This window comes from Chryseobacterium daecheongense (genome assembly GCA_027920525.1).
Classification (GTDB): domain Bacteria; phylum Bacteroidota; class Bacteroidia; order Flavobacteriales; family Weeksellaceae; genus Chryseobacterium; species Chryseobacterium proteolyticum.
The window spans coordinates 2,480,216-2,495,421 of sequence record CP115858.1 but is presented as its reverse complement, the minus strand read 5'-3'; the positions used below and the strand labels follow the sequence as shown (position 1 = coordinate 2,495,421).

The 15,206-nt window shown below is 35.4% G+C and carries 16 protein-coding genes; 8 read left to right on the top strand and 8 right to left on the bottom strand.

From position 1 onward, the window contains the following. Positions 1–142 precede the first annotated feature (142 nt). Together PFY10_11005 and PFY10_11000 are read right to left on the bottom strand one after the other, a co-directional pair. Entirely contained in the window at positions 143–478 is a 336-nt protein-coding gene (locus tag PFY10_11005; GenBank protein WBV54777.1) for a DUF3276 family protein, read from the bottom strand. A gap of 99 nt (positions 479–577) precedes the next feature. Beyond that, positions 578–2,239 (bottom strand): ABC transporter ATP-binding protein, encoded by a 1,662-nt coding sequence (locus PFY10_11000; GenBank protein ID WBV54776.1) that lies wholly within the window; start codon positions 2,237–2,239, stop codon positions 578–580. Between the two features lie 90 nt (positions 2,240–2,329). Between PFY10_11000 and PFY10_10995 the strand changes: the two genes are divergently transcribed. The 5 genes from PFY10_10995 to PFY10_10975 all read left to right on the top strand — a co-directional run bounded on the left by PFY10_10995 (position 2,330) and on the right by PFY10_10975 (position 6,211). Beyond that, the gene (locus tag PFY10_10995; GenBank protein WBV54775.1) at positions 2,330–3,235 is read left to right on the top strand and encodes a transcription antitermination protein NusB; all 906 of its coding nucleotides are present in this window, start codon (positions 2,330–2,332) and stop codon (positions 3,233–3,235) included. A 1-nt stretch (position 3,236) separates the two neighbouring features. Next, positions 3,237–3,743, top strand: coding sequence for a DUF1573 domain-containing protein (locus tag PFY10_10990; protein WBV54774.1), 507 nt, complete (start codon positions 3,237–3,239; stop codon positions 3,741–3,743). Between the two features lie 5 nt (positions 3,744–3,748). Further along, complete coding sequence (yajC, locus tag PFY10_10985) at positions 3,749–4,123, top strand: preprotein translocase subunit YajC (GenBank protein WBV54773.1); 375 nt, start codon at positions 3,749–3,751, stop codon at positions 4,121–4,123. Between the two features lie 154 nt (positions 4,124–4,277). Further along, positions 4,278–5,012: an SDR family NAD(P)-dependent oxidoreductase gene (locus PFY10_10980; GenBank protein ID WBV54772.1), complete on the top strand. Its 735-nt coding sequence runs from the start codon at positions 4,278–4,280 to the stop codon at positions 5,010–5,012. Positions 5,013–5,362: 350 nt separating this feature from the next. After that, on the top strand, positions 5,363–6,211 hold the full coding sequence (locus PFY10_10975) for a mechanosensitive ion channel family protein (GenBank protein WBV54771.1): 849 nt from the start codon (positions 5,363–5,365) through the stop codon (positions 6,209–6,211). Between the two features lie 65 nt (positions 6,212–6,276). On the opposite strand, the gene ligD is transcribed toward PFY10_10975, so the two are convergent. The 3 genes from ligD to PFY10_10960 all read right to left on the bottom strand — a co-directional run bounded on the left by ligD (position 6,277) and on the right by PFY10_10960 (position 9,613). Further along, on the bottom strand, positions 6,277–8,154 hold the full coding sequence (ligD, locus tag PFY10_10970) for a DNA ligase D (GenBank protein ID WBV54770.1): 1,878 nt from the start codon (positions 8,152–8,154) through the stop codon (positions 6,277–6,279). Between the two features lie 71 nt (positions 8,155–8,225). Beyond that, positions 8,226–8,828 (bottom strand): 3'-phosphoesterase, encoded by a 603-nt coding sequence (locus PFY10_10965; GenBank protein ID WBV54769.1) that lies wholly within the window; start codon positions 8,826–8,828, stop codon positions 8,226–8,228. Next, positions 8,828–9,613: a Ku protein gene (locus tag PFY10_10960; protein ID WBV54768.1), complete on the bottom strand. Its 786-nt coding sequence runs from the start codon at positions 9,611–9,613 to the stop codon at positions 8,828–8,830. Before PFY10_10960 ends, PFY10_10965 begins: the two co-directional genes overlap by 1 nt. Positions 9,614–9,793: 180 nt before the next feature. Here PFY10_10960 and PFY10_10955 point away from each other — a divergent pair, with 180 nt between their 5' ends. Together PFY10_10955 and PFY10_10950 are read left to right on the top strand one after the other, a co-directional pair. Then, positions 9,794–10,363 (top strand): Crp/Fnr family transcriptional regulator, encoded by a 570-nt coding sequence (locus PFY10_10955; GenBank protein WBV54767.1) that lies wholly within the window; start codon positions 9,794–9,796, stop codon positions 10,361–10,363. Between the two features lie 83 nt (positions 10,364–10,446). Further along, a complete protein-coding gene (locus PFY10_10950; protein WBV54766.1) occupies positions 10,447–11,736 on the top strand; it encodes an adenylosuccinate synthase in 1,290 nt (429 codons plus the stop codon). Positions 11,737–11,769: 33 nt separating this feature from the next. On the opposite strand, the gene aspS is transcribed toward PFY10_10950, so the two are convergent. Together aspS and PFY10_10940 are read right to left on the bottom strand one after the other, a co-directional pair. Further along, the gene (aspS, locus tag PFY10_10945; GenBank protein WBV54765.1) at positions 11,770–13,524 is read right to left on the bottom strand and encodes an aspartate--tRNA ligase; all 1,755 of its coding nucleotides are present in this window, start codon (positions 13,522–13,524) and stop codon (positions 11,770–11,772) included. Between the two features lie 143 nt (positions 13,525–13,667). Beyond that, on the bottom strand, positions 13,668–14,105 hold the full coding sequence (locus PFY10_10940; protein ID WBV54764.1) for an ankyrin repeat domain-containing protein: 438 nt from the start codon (positions 14,103–14,105) through the stop codon (positions 13,668–13,670). A gap of 257 nt (positions 14,106–14,362) precedes the next feature. Here PFY10_10940 and PFY10_10935 point away from each other — a divergent pair, with 257 nt between their 5' ends. Next, positions 14,363–14,482, top strand: a complete 120-nt coding sequence (locus PFY10_10935) for a 30S ribosomal protein THX (GenBank protein WBV54763.1) — start codon at positions 14,363–14,365, stop codon at positions 14,480–14,482. 54 nt (positions 14,483–14,536) lie between these two features. Here PFY10_10935 and PFY10_10930 read toward each other — a convergent pair whose 3' ends face one another. Then, entirely contained in the window at positions 14,537–15,187 is a 651-nt protein-coding gene (locus PFY10_10930; protein WBV54762.1) for a DUF937 domain-containing protein, read from the bottom strand. Between the last annotated feature and the right edge of the window lie 19 nt (positions 15,188–15,206).

Below are 15,206 nucleotides of genomic sequence, written 5' to 3'. Positions count from 1 at the left end.
AATGAGTGGTACATCATAATTAGTATTTAAAAGTACCCTTTTGCCCATCTTTAAATTCATTGTCCTTAGAATAATCCTGTAAAAAAATAGACATAAAAAAAGCACCTTTTTTCAGATGCTTGTGTTTTTAGATATTCTTTTTTTATACTTCGTCGTCAGAATCTATAGTATAAGATTTGCTTTTGAAGTCTTTGTCATGTTTTTCTGAAATTACATCCTCACCCTTTTCATTAATGATGAAATCTGTTGACTCATTGAACATTTCCTGGAAACTCTTAAAATCTTCTTTGTAAAGGTAAATTTTGTGTTTTTCAAATGTAGCCTCTCCATTTTCACCGAAGTTCTTTTTACTTTCGGTAATCGTAAGATAATAATCCCCCGCTTTCGTCTCACGCACATCAAAGAAATATGTTCTTCTTCCTGCTTTTAACACCTTCGTGAAAATTTCATTTTCATGGCGTTCCTTGTATTCACTCATTGTTAGATATTTTTTAATCTTGTTAAGAACAAATATAAAAGATTTCTTTTAATCACAAAATTTTTTTTATGATTTATTTAACAATTTTGAATGAATCGGCTAAGCAGTTACAGAATTGGTAATTTCAGTAAGATTAAGGATTTTGTCAGCTCTTTGTGCGCTAGACTCTCTGTGTGTGATAATTATGGAGGTTGCATTGTGGATTTTTGACTCAATATTTTGCAGTATATTTTGTTCGGTTTCGGTATCTAATGCAGATAAAGAATCATCAAAAATAATGATATTTGGATCCTTAATCAGGGCTCTGGCGATACAAATTCTTTGCTTTTGTCCTCCCGAAAGCATCACTCCACGCTCTCCAACCGTCGTTTTATACTGTTCTTTAAATCCTATGATGTTTTTATGAACGTCTGCGATTTTAGCATATTCTACTACTTTCTCATGGGACGGATGGTCGATCGCAAATCCAATATTATTTTCTATAGTATCCGAGAATAAATAGCTCTCCTGAGGAATATAGCCAATAAAATCCCTGTACACTTCGAGATTGTGGTCCTTAAGATTTTTCCCGTCAATCAGAATTTCACCTTCAGTGGGGTCTATTAAACGGCATAGCAATAAGGCGATCGTAGATTTTCCGCTTCCTGTTTTCCCCATAATCGCCAATGATTGTCCCGCATTAATTGTAAAGCTTAAATTTTCTAAAGCTTTTATTCCTGTGTTAGGGTACACATATGAAACATTTCTAAATTCAATATCTCCCTTGATTTTATACTGATCAGAATTTTTGTTAATGATTTCAGATTTTTTATCCAAAAACTCATTAATCCTCTGCATGGAGGCTTCTGCTCTTTGATTGACAGATGTTACCCATCCTACCATTGAAAAGGGAAATATAAGAGTGTTGATGTACATGAAAAAGTCGGCTATTTTACCAATACTCAATTGTCCTGCAATGTATTTTTGACCACCTATAACGATGATGGCTACGTTAAGCAATCCGATTACAAATAAAATAATGGTGAAAAAATAGGCTTCTGTCTTTGCCAGATCTAATGCCTTGTCCTGATAGTCGGTTACTTTTACCCCGTAATTCTTTTTGATGTAATTTTCTCTCGCAAAGAATTTTACAACTCTTATTCCCGAAAAGCTATCCTGCACAAAAGTTGAAATGCCGGATTGGCTTTTCTGCATTATTTTTGACTTCTTGTTAATGATTGAGCTTACTTTAAAAATAAGGTATGATAAGATCGGAAGCGGCAGTAAAGTCCACAAAGTCATGGACACATCCGTTTTTATCATGTAGATGCTGGTAATAAGAAGCAAAACCAATAAATTAACGACATACATTACTCCTGGTCCCAGATACATTCTTACTGCTACAATATCCTCGCTCAACCGGTTCATGAGGTCACCGATAGTCGTCTGCTTATAGTCTGTAAGGGAAAGCTCCTGATAGTGTCTGTAGATTTTATTTTTAAGCTCATATTCAATTCTCCTTGACGCTACAATAATGGTCTGTCTCATCATGAAAGTAAAGAATCCCGTCAATAACGAACAACCAACAATTATGGCAACGTAAATTAATACCTGCCTGTTGAATCCCATTTGTCCGTTTTTGGTAAGTTCATCAACCGATTTTCCTACAAACTGAACTTTATATGTATTAAAAAAATTACTGGCAATGATAAATAACAGCCCCCAAAACAACAATATCTTGTGTTTCCAAAAGTAGGGGTTCAGGGTTTTTAAAGCTTTCATATAGTTTTACAAAATTACAAAAATACCTTCACACTACGAATTCGATAAATTTTAAATTTTGTATCTTTGCACCCATAAAAAGCTCTTTGAATGTTAGGAAGAAGACAAATCCGTGAAAAAGTGGTGGAAAATGTGTATTCATACTACCAGAATCCGATTAAATTTGATGTTTTAGAGAAAAACATGTTTTCGGGTATAGAGAAAATCTATCATCTCTATATTTACCAACTGAATTTTTTAGTAGGTCTAAAGGCGCTTGCTGAAAACCAGATGGAAATTGGGAAGAAAAAATATCTGAAAACAGATTCTGATATTAATCCCAACCAGAAATTTATTAACAATCAGGTGTTGATCAAACTAGAGGAAAACCCTGAGAGGCTATTCTTTACAGGGCAACATAAAGAATTGAAATGGGATTTACATGATGATCTATTGGTAAAAACTTTCCAGAGAATTACAGCAGGGAAACGTTACCAGGATTTCATGAAAGTAGAAGAATATTCTTTTGAAGAGGACCAGAAGTTTATCGGAAAATTATTTTTGCGCTATATCGCTGAAAATGAAGATTTTCATGATTACCTTGGAGACAAGGAACTCACCTGGTCTGATGATATTCACATTTCCAATTCAATGGTTCAAAAGACAATTGGATTTCTGAAAGAAGATGAAGAAAGCAGAACATTAATCAAAATGATCAAGGATGAAGATGATAAGGCTTTTGCAGCTAAACTTCTAAGAGATACTTTGAACAATTGGGAAAATAATGAAAAGAAACTAAGTGAAAGATTGGAAAACTGGGATTTGGAAAGAGTTTCTTTAATGGATAAAGTTATTTTGTCTACCGCTATATCGGAACTTGATAATTTTCCTTTTACACCTTCAAGAGTTATTATCAATGAATATATTGAAATTGCTAAAGTATTTGCTACAGACAGATCAAATATCTTCATTAACGGAATTTTAGATAAATATTGTAAAGATCAAAATAGAATTTAACATGAAAAAGACGTTATCAATTATCGCTTTGTCTATTATAGGCTTTGGTTTAGTTTCTTGTAAAAAAGAAAACAAAGAGGCTCAAACTGCTGAATCTGTAGCAACAGATTCCTCTGCTGCTGCAACAACTCCCGCTGATTCTGCGGTAGCTCCTGCAACAACAGAAGCGGCAACTCCGGCTCAATCTAACCAACCTTCAACTTCACTTGCTTTATCTGAAAGCAACTTCGATTTTGGAAATATCAAAAAAGGAGATAAAGTAGAGCATGTTTATGAAGTAACCAATACAGGTAAAAATCCATTGGTAATTTCTGAAGTTAAGCCTGGATGTGGATGTACAGCTCCTGACTTTACTAAAGAGCCTATTTTACCAGGTAAAAAAGGAAAGATTACCTTACATTTTGATTCTTCAAGTTTCGATGGAAATGTTCAGAAATATGCTGACGTATATGCGAACGTAGAAAAATCTCCAATTAAATTAACATTCACTGCGAATATTCAACCTTAATTAAAATGAATACATTAACCATTTTTTTACAGGCACAGCCGGCAGGAGGATCATCTTCAATGATGCTGATCATGATGGGTGTGATGTTTGTAGGTTTTTATTTCTTAATGATAAGGCCACAAATGAAAAAACAGAAGCAGGAGAAAACCTTTCAGGAAAATCTGAAAGTAGGAAGCAGGGTAGTACTAACTTCAGGCCTTCATGGAAGAATTGCTCAAATCCAGGATGATGGTTTTGTTATTGAAACATTATCAGGAAAGTTAAAGTTCGAAAAAGCGGCTGTATCAAGAGAATTTACAGACAATCGTTTTGGAGAAAAAGCAACTAAAGCAGCTGAAAAAACTGCTGAGAAAAAAGAAATTGATACTGAAAAGAAATAATTTTTTAGTTTAAAAGATAATATAACCGGCGCGGCGAACTTTGTTCACCGCGCCGGTCTTTTATATAGAGATAAGCCGACAAAAATGGTAACCAATAAATCCCTGTTGGCATAAAATCCTTACTATTTTTATAGTTTTAAATTATCTTTGTCCGATGAAGCAAAGTATACACAAAACGGTTCTGATTTTAGGAGCAAATTCCGATGTTGCAAAACAATCTTTTAAGCAGTATCTGCAAAAAGGATACTCCGTAATTGCGGCTTCCAGAAATACGGCTTCGCTGGAAAATTTTGTTAAAGAAAATCAATTAGATCAAGCGAAAATTAAGATTATATATTTTGATGCTTCCGATTTTGCTTCGCATCAGCAATTTTATGATAACCTGATGATAAAACCGGCTATTGTAGTTTATGCAGCCGGATTTCTGGTTGACAATCAAAAAGCTTTGCTTGATTTTAAAGGTGCATACCAGATGATGCAGGTAAACTATATGGGTGGGGTTTCAATTCTTAATATTATTGCTATGGACAAAAGTAATAATAACCTTGAGAGAATTATCGGACTTTCTTCACTTTCCGGAGTAAGAGGAAGAAAAAGCAATTTTATATATGGAAGCACAAAATCTGCATTCACACAATATTTAGCCGGTCTCCGACAGGAATTGTCTTCAAGAAATATTATTGTCAATGCATTGGTCATCGGATATATTCGCACTAAAATGAATACAGGTCTGAAGCTTACGGAATCCCTGATAATGGAACCGGATTATGTTGCGGAATTTGTGGTCAATGCAGGGAGCTCATTTACTATAGTCCCGAATTTTAAATGGAAAATTATTTATTTTATTTTGAAAATTTTACCTGAAAGTATGGTGGCAAAATTACCATGATATTTTTCGCTGTAAATTTATTTTTATAAATAAATTTTTAATTAAACTCTTAAATCTGTTTATTTTTAATTTTTAAGTCTCAAAAAGACTGCTCTTTTTCAAAAAAGGAGTACGGTATAGAAATTGGAAATCATTCTTTTTTTCAGTATTTTTAAAATCTGAAATGATTCTTTTACCTGAATAAATTTCGAAAAATGATCATTGAGTGCACCTGAACAGGTCGTTCTGCTATCCAATACTTTTATCATATAGATTACTTTAAACCAGGGTTTAAGGTTAATTTTTTTATGGTATGTGGATCGTTCAGAATTTATCAGAAAAATAACATATCAATTTAAATAAATACAAAAATGGATGATTTAAAATTAGACAACGTTCAACAACAGTGGGACACCTTCTTGACCTCAGCTATTGCATGGGCACCGAAAATTATTACAGCTGTTATTTCAGCATTCCTGATATATCTGGTAGGATCGTGGATGATCAGGATGATTAAAAGACTTGTTGAAAAAGCCTTTAAAAGGCGTAATATGGAGCCGTCCTTACAGCTTTTTTTATTAAATATTATCAATTGGGGACTTAATATCCTGCTCTTTATTGTAGTGGTTACCCAATTAGGAGTACAGACTTCAGCCTTTGTCGCCATGATAGGTGCTGCCGGATTAGCGGTTGGATTGGCTTTACAGGGATCTTTAACGAATTTTGCGGGAGGCATTCTTATTTTATTATTAAAACCGTTTAAGATCGGAGACTTTATTTCGGCAAGTTCCGGAGTATCCGGAACAGTAAATGCTATAGACGTTTTCCATACAAGGCTTATTACGCCTCAGAATCAGTTGATCGTAATCCCTAATGGTGAAATCTCTAACAAGAGTATTACCAATTATACGCAGTTGGGAACAAGAAAAACGTGGTTTGATATAGGAGTTTCTTATAATGCAGATCTAAAGCAAGCTAAAGAAACACTGCTGGATGCAATACATCAGAATGAATATGCTCTTAAAGAACCTGCGCCACAAGTAGTTGTTACCGAGCTAGGAGATAGTGCAGTGAATTTGTCTGTAAGGGTAATGACCACTAATGAAAATTTTTGGGCAATGAATGAAGAATTGATTATAGCTTGTAAAGCAGCCCTTGATAAGGCAGGAATTGAAATTCCTTTTCCCCAAAGGGATGTACATGTATATAATAATAACTAAAAATCTTATAATGAAAAACCTGCATTTTATCAATGCAGGTTTTTTTGTTTCATCAAGGCGTTGATTTATCCTAAATTCTGCAATAAATCCAATGCCTTCATCATATCTATTCCCTTTCCTAAAACCGGTTTAAATAAATCTCCTTTTTCTTTAATCCTGTCAAGTGCGTTGTGGATATTGAAATCTGTAGGTTTTAATCCGGGCTTTAATTCTTCCCATGCAATCGGCATAGAAACCGAAGCTCCCGGTTTTGGACGTAAACTGTAAGCACTTGCCAACGTTTGTCCTGTTCTGTTTTGAAGGTAATCCAGATAGATTTTCTTATCATCCCTTTTTTGAAGGCTTCTTTCTAAGGTGGTTATTTTAGGAAGTTTTTCATTGACCTGTTTCATGACAATATGAGCAAAATCCTTTACCTGATCGAATTCATAATTACCTCCCATCGGAATATAGATGTGAATTCCGGTACTTCCTGATGTTTTACAATACCCTTTCACTTTAATTGACTTCAGGACTTCATTTACCTGTAAAGCGGTTTCAATAACATCATCAAATGTATTTTTTTTAGAGGGATCGAGATCAAGCACTAAATAATCGGGATGTTCAAGATCAGGGAGTGAACTGTTCCAAGGGTTGAGATCTATACAACCTAGATTATTAAGATAAGCGAGTGTGGCTTTATTATTACAGTAGATATAATCAATGTACTTATCGTTGGATTCAGAATAAACCTGTGTTGTTTTTACCCATTCCGGAGTATTGTCACTGGCATCTTTCTGATAAAAACCTTGTTCTTCAATTCCGTTTGGGAAACGGTTTAAGGATAACGGACGGTTTTTCAGATGCGGTAAAATATATCTGGCAACCGATTGATAGTATTCAATCACATCTCCTTTTGATATACCATCTTCCGGAAAATATATTTTATCTTGATTTGTCAATTTTACTTTATGCTTATCTAAAGTAACTTCCTTTTCTTTTTCAGTATTTTTTGATGATGTGGTGGCTTTCATTTTTTTAGGTTTTTCATTTTTTGGGTTCACTTTATTGGCGGAATCATTGATTTCTTCCGGATTTTTATCCTCCCGGATCGTGATAAAAACAGGATGTCTGAAAATTCCGTCCTTGGTGATTTCAGAATATTTGATTTCACAAACCAGTTTCGGCTCTACCCATGTGACAGGCATATTGGTTTTGGGGATCTTGTCAAACGGTGAATTTTTTATGGTTAATTTTTTCAGACGCTGATGAAGTTGATTCAAAGATTCACTATTGAATCCCGTTCCCGTATGTCCGGAGTAAATGAGCTCTCCACCTTTATATTTTCCTAATATCAATGCTCCGAAGCCTTTTCTGGAACCTCTGGGTTCTGTGAATCCACAGATAATGACTTCTTCAGTACTGGTGAATTTTATTTTTAACCAATCAGAAGTTCTATGATTTTCAACATACTGGCTATCGGATTTTTTTGCGATCATGCCTTCAAGCTGCATTTTTTCCATCTGATTAAAAAAACTGATTCCATTTTCAGGGATATGGTCACAATATTTAATCATTTCTGTTTCTACCAATGCTTCTTTTAACAGCTCTTTTCTTTGCAATAATGGGAGTTGTTCGGTAGAATGGCCATTCAGCCAAAGCAGATCAAAAACCTGATATACAAGGGCGAGATCAGGATTATCACCAATCTGTTGTAATAGTTGGAAATTGGGCTTTCCGTTTTCGTCATAGGCCACAATTTCTCCATCCAAAATCATTTTTTGCTTTTGAAGACTAAAGTCTTGGGTAACTTTTCTGAATTTTGATAAAAAAGAAATTCCGTTTCTTGAATAAAATAAAGGATCATTTTTGCTCAGATCGGCTATAGCCCTGTAGCCGTCCCATTTGATTTCAAAGATCCATTCCGGAGAATCAAATGCTTTTTCATAGGACTTCGCCAACATAGGCTTAATGAAAGAGGTAAGCTTCTTTTCATCAGCTAATGCATTGAATTTTTTAAATTCAGGCTTTGATGTTATGACTTCTTTTTGTTGTTTTTTGGGCTTTTTTTTTCCTCTAAGAATTTTGTCACCAAAGATTTGGGAGAGGTATTGTCTTCGGCATTATAGCCAGCTTCTGCAAAGTCATCCTTATGTTTTATGAGTAACCAGGAATTCCCTTCCGTGTTTTTCATTTTTACCAAAGCAAATTCACCTTTCAGCTTTTTACCGTGTAAAATAAATTTCAAAGATCCTGCATGAAGTTCTTTCAACAATTCTTTTTCGTCAGAAAGCTTGCTGTCTTTCTCTAAAGGTTCATAAGTTCCACTATCCCAGACTTCGACTTGTCCGGCTCCATAATTTCCTTCGGGTATATTTCCTTCGAAATCTTTATAGTCATAAGGATGGTCTTCAACCATCATAGCCAGACGTTTATCCTTTGGATCTAATGAAGGACCTTTAGGAACTGCCCAGCTTTTTAGAACCCCTTCCATCTCTAAACGAAAATCATAGTGAAGATGTGAGGCCGCATGTCTTTGGATGACAAAAATAAGCTGATCCTTACTCTTTTTTGTTTTGCCTTTAGGCTCACTTGTTTCGTTAAATTTCCTTTTTTCGTTATAATCTTTAAGAGCCATCAGGATGCGTTTTTAGATTTTGAACTTTGTAAACTGGCTTTTAATTGAGCCATCAAATCAATTACTTTTCCTTCTTTTGCAGGTTCAGCTTTCTGAGCCTTAACACTCTTACCTTTAGCTTTCTGTTTAATGATCTTCATGAGTGATTCAGAGTAAGTATCCTTATACATCGTAGGATCAAACTTCTGGGAAAGCTGCTCAATAAGGCTTACTGCCATTTTTAATTCTGCAGGTTTAGGAGCTTTTTTAGCCGGGATTTTTAAATCATGGTAATCTCTTATTTCCTGATCAAAGCGTAATCGGTTGAGAATAAGAACCTCTTCTTTGTATGGCCTGATCATCCCTATTGCTTCACTTTCGCGCAATACAAATGTTCCTACACCTACCATTTCGGTTTCTGTTAAAGCTTTCATGAGAAGCCTGTAAGCATTTTCCCCATTTTTCTGGGGCTCAAGAAAATATGGATTTTCAAAATAAACACTATCTACTTCAGATTCTTTTACAAACTGGTCGATCGATAATATTTTGCTTTTTTCAGGACTTGCCGCTGCATAATCCTCATCGTCGAGAACAATATACCGGTCTTCCATCAGGTAAGCCTTCACAATATTTTCCCACTTTACTTCTTTCCCTGTTTTTTCATTAACTCTTTTGAATTTAATATTAGAAAAGTCAGATTTATCCAGCATGTCAAGATCCAGTTTGCTGGTTTCTGTTGCTGAATATATTTTAACAGGGATATTTACTAAGCCAAAGCCAATGGCGCCATTCCAGATTGCTTTCATTGTACTATGTTTGTTTAGATAACGTACAATGATTGTGCCGTATGAAAAATATTTACGTAATGTGGTACTTTATTATGATTTTATAAAATGTAAAAAGAAAAATGTGTTTTTGTTTTATTCTCAATTGACAATTGAGAATAAAAAGTATTTGTATATCTTTAAAATACTAATGAATAAAGAATGAAAGAGCTATTCAGTTACATAAGGAAATTCGCGGAACTAAGTGAAGAAGAGGAAGACCTGATTGCTGTTGGAGTACAGGAACTAACTATCCAAAAAGGAGAGGTATTTGTAGAGGCGGGCAGGATAAGCCAGATGATTGCTTTTGTAAAAGAAGGTGTATTTCGTTCATTGTATTATAATAAACAAGGAGACGATTGTACACGATATTTTATTTATGAAGGCCGGTTTATCGGAGATTTTCAGGGTTTTGTTAATCAGACCCCTTCTAACGAGTATATAGAAGCAATTACGGATGGAACTTTATGGGCCATAGATTTTAATCATTTTAAAGCCATAGAAAGCAGAATATCTGTTTGGCCGGTTCTGATCGCTAAGTTGCATGCTTTTGTAGCAGAGAATAAGCTAAAGGTTGCCAGCACGATGCTGAGCCTGGATGCGAAATCCAGGTATCTTCATTTTCTGGATCATTATCCAGGATTGGCAAACCGTGTTCCTCAGGCAATGTTGGCATCTTATCTCGGAATTACACCCTCCTCATTCAGCCGGATCAGAAAAAATATAATATAGATTTCCCTTTCTTGTCAAATGACAATTGCCCCCTCGTATTCATGCTATAGTTTTGCTCTGTAAAAAGAGATAAATTATAAAATATGGATATCGTATTAGGATTACAGTGGGGAGATGAAGGGAAAGGTAAATTCATTGACCTGATCAGTCGGAATTATGACATTGTCGCACGTTTCAACGGAGGAGCAAATGCAGGACATAGTATTGAACGAAATGGAAAAAGAATAACATTGAAAACTCTTCCTTCGGGAATATTTATAGAAGGAGTAGACAATGTAATCGGAGCAGGGATCGTATTGGATCCTGTTAATTTCAAGCAGGAAGTTTTGAAACTAAATGCTTTTGATATGAATATTCAGGTTGAAAAACGCCTGGCTGTATCTAGGAAGGCACATCTTGTGTTACCCACACATACATTAATGGACGTATTTATGGAAGAGAATTCATCCTATAATACAATTGGTACAACTAAAAATGGTATAGGACAGGCCTATGCGAACAAAATTCTGCGGCAGAATCTAAGAGTGGGTGATATTGATAGATCCGACTTTAATGAAACAGTAAATCATATTGTAGAAAGAAACTATCAGCAGCTGTTAGATTATGGTCAGATACTTCCTCCGATAACAGATCTGAAAGATACATTTTTCGATGCTATAGAGTTTCTGAAAAAATTTCGATGGATAGAAGCTGAAGTGTTTTTAAATGAATCGATCAAGAGTGGAAGAAAAATTCTTGCAGAAGGTGCACAGGCAACATTACTCGATATAGATCACGGAACCTATCCTTACGTTACATCATCTACAACGATTGCTTCAGGAGCGTGCAGCGGTTTGGGAGTCTCGCCTAAAAAGGTAGGCGAAATCTATGGGGTTACAAAAGCATATTGTACCAGGGTAGGAAATGGTGCCTTTCCTACGGAGCTTTTTGGCGAAACAGGTGAGAAGATAAGGCAAACAGGTAATGAGTTTGGTTCTAATACAGGACGGCCCCGAAGAGTAGGGTGGCTGGATCTGCCTGCTTTAAAATATGCTGTAATGATTAATGGAGTGACTCAATTGATCATTACCAAAGCTGATGTCTTGAATGGCTTTGAGTCTGTGGCTATATGTACTCACTATAAAGTCAAAGATCAGACTGTAGTGTCAGGTTTAATGACTGATGATGAAGCACGTCCGGTTTTCCGTCGGATGAAAGGATGGAAAACTGAATTTTCAGAATGTAAAGATCCTTCCTCTTTACCCGAGGAATTATTGGAGTTTATTCAATTTCTTGAAAATGAGCTTGAAATTCCTGTGAGTTATCTTTCTACAGGACCTGGCAGGGAAGATATGATAAAGGTGACTTCAAAACTGATATCTCAGATAGTATAAAATAAAAAAGCGAGGTAAAAACCTCGCTTTAATTTATGCTTTTAAATTTAATTGTAATTCCAGTTCATCCAGCTGTGCATCAGCAATTGATGCCGGTGCGTCAATCATCACATCACGTCCCGAGTTATTTTTAGGAAAGGCAATATAATCTCTGATCACTTCATTTCCGTCAAGAATGGCCACCAAACGGTCAAACCCGAAAGCTAAACCACCATGAGGAGGAGCTCCATATTTAAATGCGTTCATCAAGAACCCAAATTGCGCTTCCGCCTCTTCTTTTGAAAAACCTAATAAATCAAACATCTTAGATTGAAGTTCCCTGTCGAAAATTCTGATTGATCCTCCTCCGATTTCATTTCCATTAAGAACCATATCATAAGCATTTGCTCTGGCTTTTCCGGGATCAGTTTCCAGCAGGTGAATATCTTCCGGCTTAGGAGAAGTGAAAGGATGGTGCATCGCGTGGTATCTCTGAGTTTCCTCGTCAAATTCCAATAGTGGGAAATCGACTACCCAAAGAGGAGCAAATACATCTCCTTTTCTTAATCCCAAACGGTTTCCCAGTTCCATTCTCAATGCGGAAAGCTGAGCTCTTACTTTATTTTCATTTCCTGAAAGAATAAGCATCAAATCTCCTTCTTTCGCCCCGAATTTTTCAATGATCTTTGTTAAGTCTTCTTCGTTGTAAAACTTGTTAACAGATGATGTTTTTACGCCATCATTCTGGAATTTTGCCCACACCATCCCTGAGGCTCCGATTTGAGGACGTTTTACCCAGTCCACCAATTCGTCGATCTGTTTTCTGGTATAGTCTGCACAGCCTTCAACATTAATTCCAACTACCAATTCCGCATCATCAAATATTTTAAAATCTTTTCCTTTTACCAGTTCATTAAGCTCCACGAATTCCATTCCGAAACGGATATCCGGTTTGTCATTCCCATATTTTTGCATCGCTTCTGCAAAAGTCATTCTCGGAAAAGCTCCGAATTCCTGCCCGGTAATATCTTTGAGCAATGTTTTGGTCATTCCCTCAAATACATTCATCACATCCTCCTGTTCAACGAAGGCCATTTCGCAGTCGATCTGTGTAAATTCCGGCTGTCTGTCTGCTCTCAGGTCTTCGTCACGGAAACATTTTACAATCTGGAAATATTTATCCATTCCACCTACCATCAGAAGTTGTTTGAATGTCTGTGGAGATTGAGGTAGTGCGTAAAACTGCCCTGGGTTCATTCTGCTTGGCACCACGAAGTCTCTCGCTCCCTCCGGGGTAGACTTAATTAAAACAGGTGTTTCTACTTCAATGAATCCTTCTTCGGAAAGGTAATTTCTCACTTTCTGAGCCATTTTATGACGGAAGATTAATTTATCTTTTACCGGATTTCTTCTGATATCAAGATAACGGTATTTCATTCTTAATTCTTCACCTCCGTCTGTTTCATCTTCAATTGTAAAGGGTGGAAGTTGAGAGTCATTAAGAACGCTTAGTTTTTCAACTAAAATTTCAATTTCTCCGGTTGGAATATTAGGATTTTTGCTTACTCTCTCAATTACTTTTCCGGTAACCTGAATCACAAATTCACGTCCCAGTTTTTTAGCTTCTTCCATTAATTGAGCTGAAGAGCGATCCTGGTCTAAAACCAATTGTGTAATTCCGTAACGATCCCGAAGATCTATCCAAATCATAAATCCTTTATCACGGATAGTTTGTACCCATCCTGAAAGTGTAACTTCTTCATTAAGATTTTTTAGAGATAATTCTCCGTTTGTGTGCGATCGAAACATTAGTTTTAGATGTTAGATATTATACTTTATATACCAGACTCATTAAGGTCTGAATTTTAAAGTGCAAAGATAAGATTTTTGAAAGTCTTATAAATAAAAAAAAACTTCCCAAAGGAAGTTTTTGAATATATTTTTTAAGAAAATTATTTTAGAATTTCTGTAAGAGCCGCCTGTTTATATTTTACTGAAATGTCTTTGGCTGTTTCTCCGTTTTCATTCTTCAGATTTTTTGAAGCACCTTTTTTTAATAATATTTTAGCCAGGTCAGGTCTTCCAAATTTAGCTGCGGCCATAAGCGGACTTAGATTGCTGCAGATTTTATTGACGTCTACATTATTTGTAAGTAAATAATTAAAAATATTTTTTTTGTCGAATCTTACACTGTACGCCAAAAGATTGTAGCTGATATTTTTTTCTCCCAGACATTTATCGTAGTCTTCTTTTGGAAAAGCTTTTTTAAATGTTTCAATATTATCTGTTTGAAAAGCTATTCTCTGTTCACTTGAAATTTGCTGAGCGAATAATGAACCAGCAAAAATAGAAATTGCGAAAACCAATGTAGTAGAGATTATTTTTTTCATGAAAATTTTATTTTAAGAATACACAAAGTTAATTTATTTTTTTGATACAATTTACTATGATTATGATTTCAATTTTTGAAATTAAATAAAATATATGCTATTTGTTAATAATGACAAAATTTAATTCTGCTTTTTTTAACCGGTTGTTTGTGAGAATTTAGTCTTTTGTATACTGGTTTTATAAAAATTTTAACGGCAATATTTTGTGCTTTTTTACAAGTTTTCTTACATTAGACGTAACCAACAAATAATTTATTATGGGAAAAGGAGACAAAAAATCAAGAAGAGGTAAAATTAATAATGGCAGCTATGGAAAAAGAAGACCAAGAAAAGCCTCTAAATCATTAGAAACTTCGGAGGAAAAATCAAAGAAGTAACAGAATAAAAAAGACCGGAAATAAATCCCCGGTCTTTTTTTTATACAAATTAAATTATTTTCCGAATATACTTCCCAGGATACCACCTAGTCCGCCTTGTTGTTGCTTTTGGCCTCCACCAAGAACGCTTCCTAAAATATCATTTAATGGATTTCCTGAAGATTGAGCCTGCCCGCCACCGCCAAGAACACTACCAAGAATGTCATTTAACGGACTTGATTGCTGAGCCTGTGCCTGATTAGAGGCATTTCCAAGAATTCCACCCAATAGATCTCCCAATCCACCTGCTCCAACATTGTTCTGTTGTTTTTCTTTGCCAATATAGCCCATAATAACCGGAGCAAGCATTGCCAAAACAGGACCTATTTTATCAATGGAAATTCCCGTATTTTGTGATAACTGATTTTCAACATTTTGTTTGTCGTTACCGAAAATGTGGCTAAGGATTGAGCCTCCTTCTGCCTGTCTTGCTTCAACTTGTGAAGCATCATCCAGGATACTTCCGTTATGGTCTTTATCCAGAGCATTGTTTAATGCTTCAGCTTCTTTAGAATCCTGAGATTTATTTCTTAAGTACGAAATAATTAGGGGTGCTGCTACAGCTAACAAAGCAATAATCTGGTTTTTGCTGATTCCAAATTTGTTTTCTGCCTGTACCGCAACCTGGTTGCTTGTGTTTCCTGTTAGCAAATCGATTAAACTCATGTTGTGTTTATTTAAATTG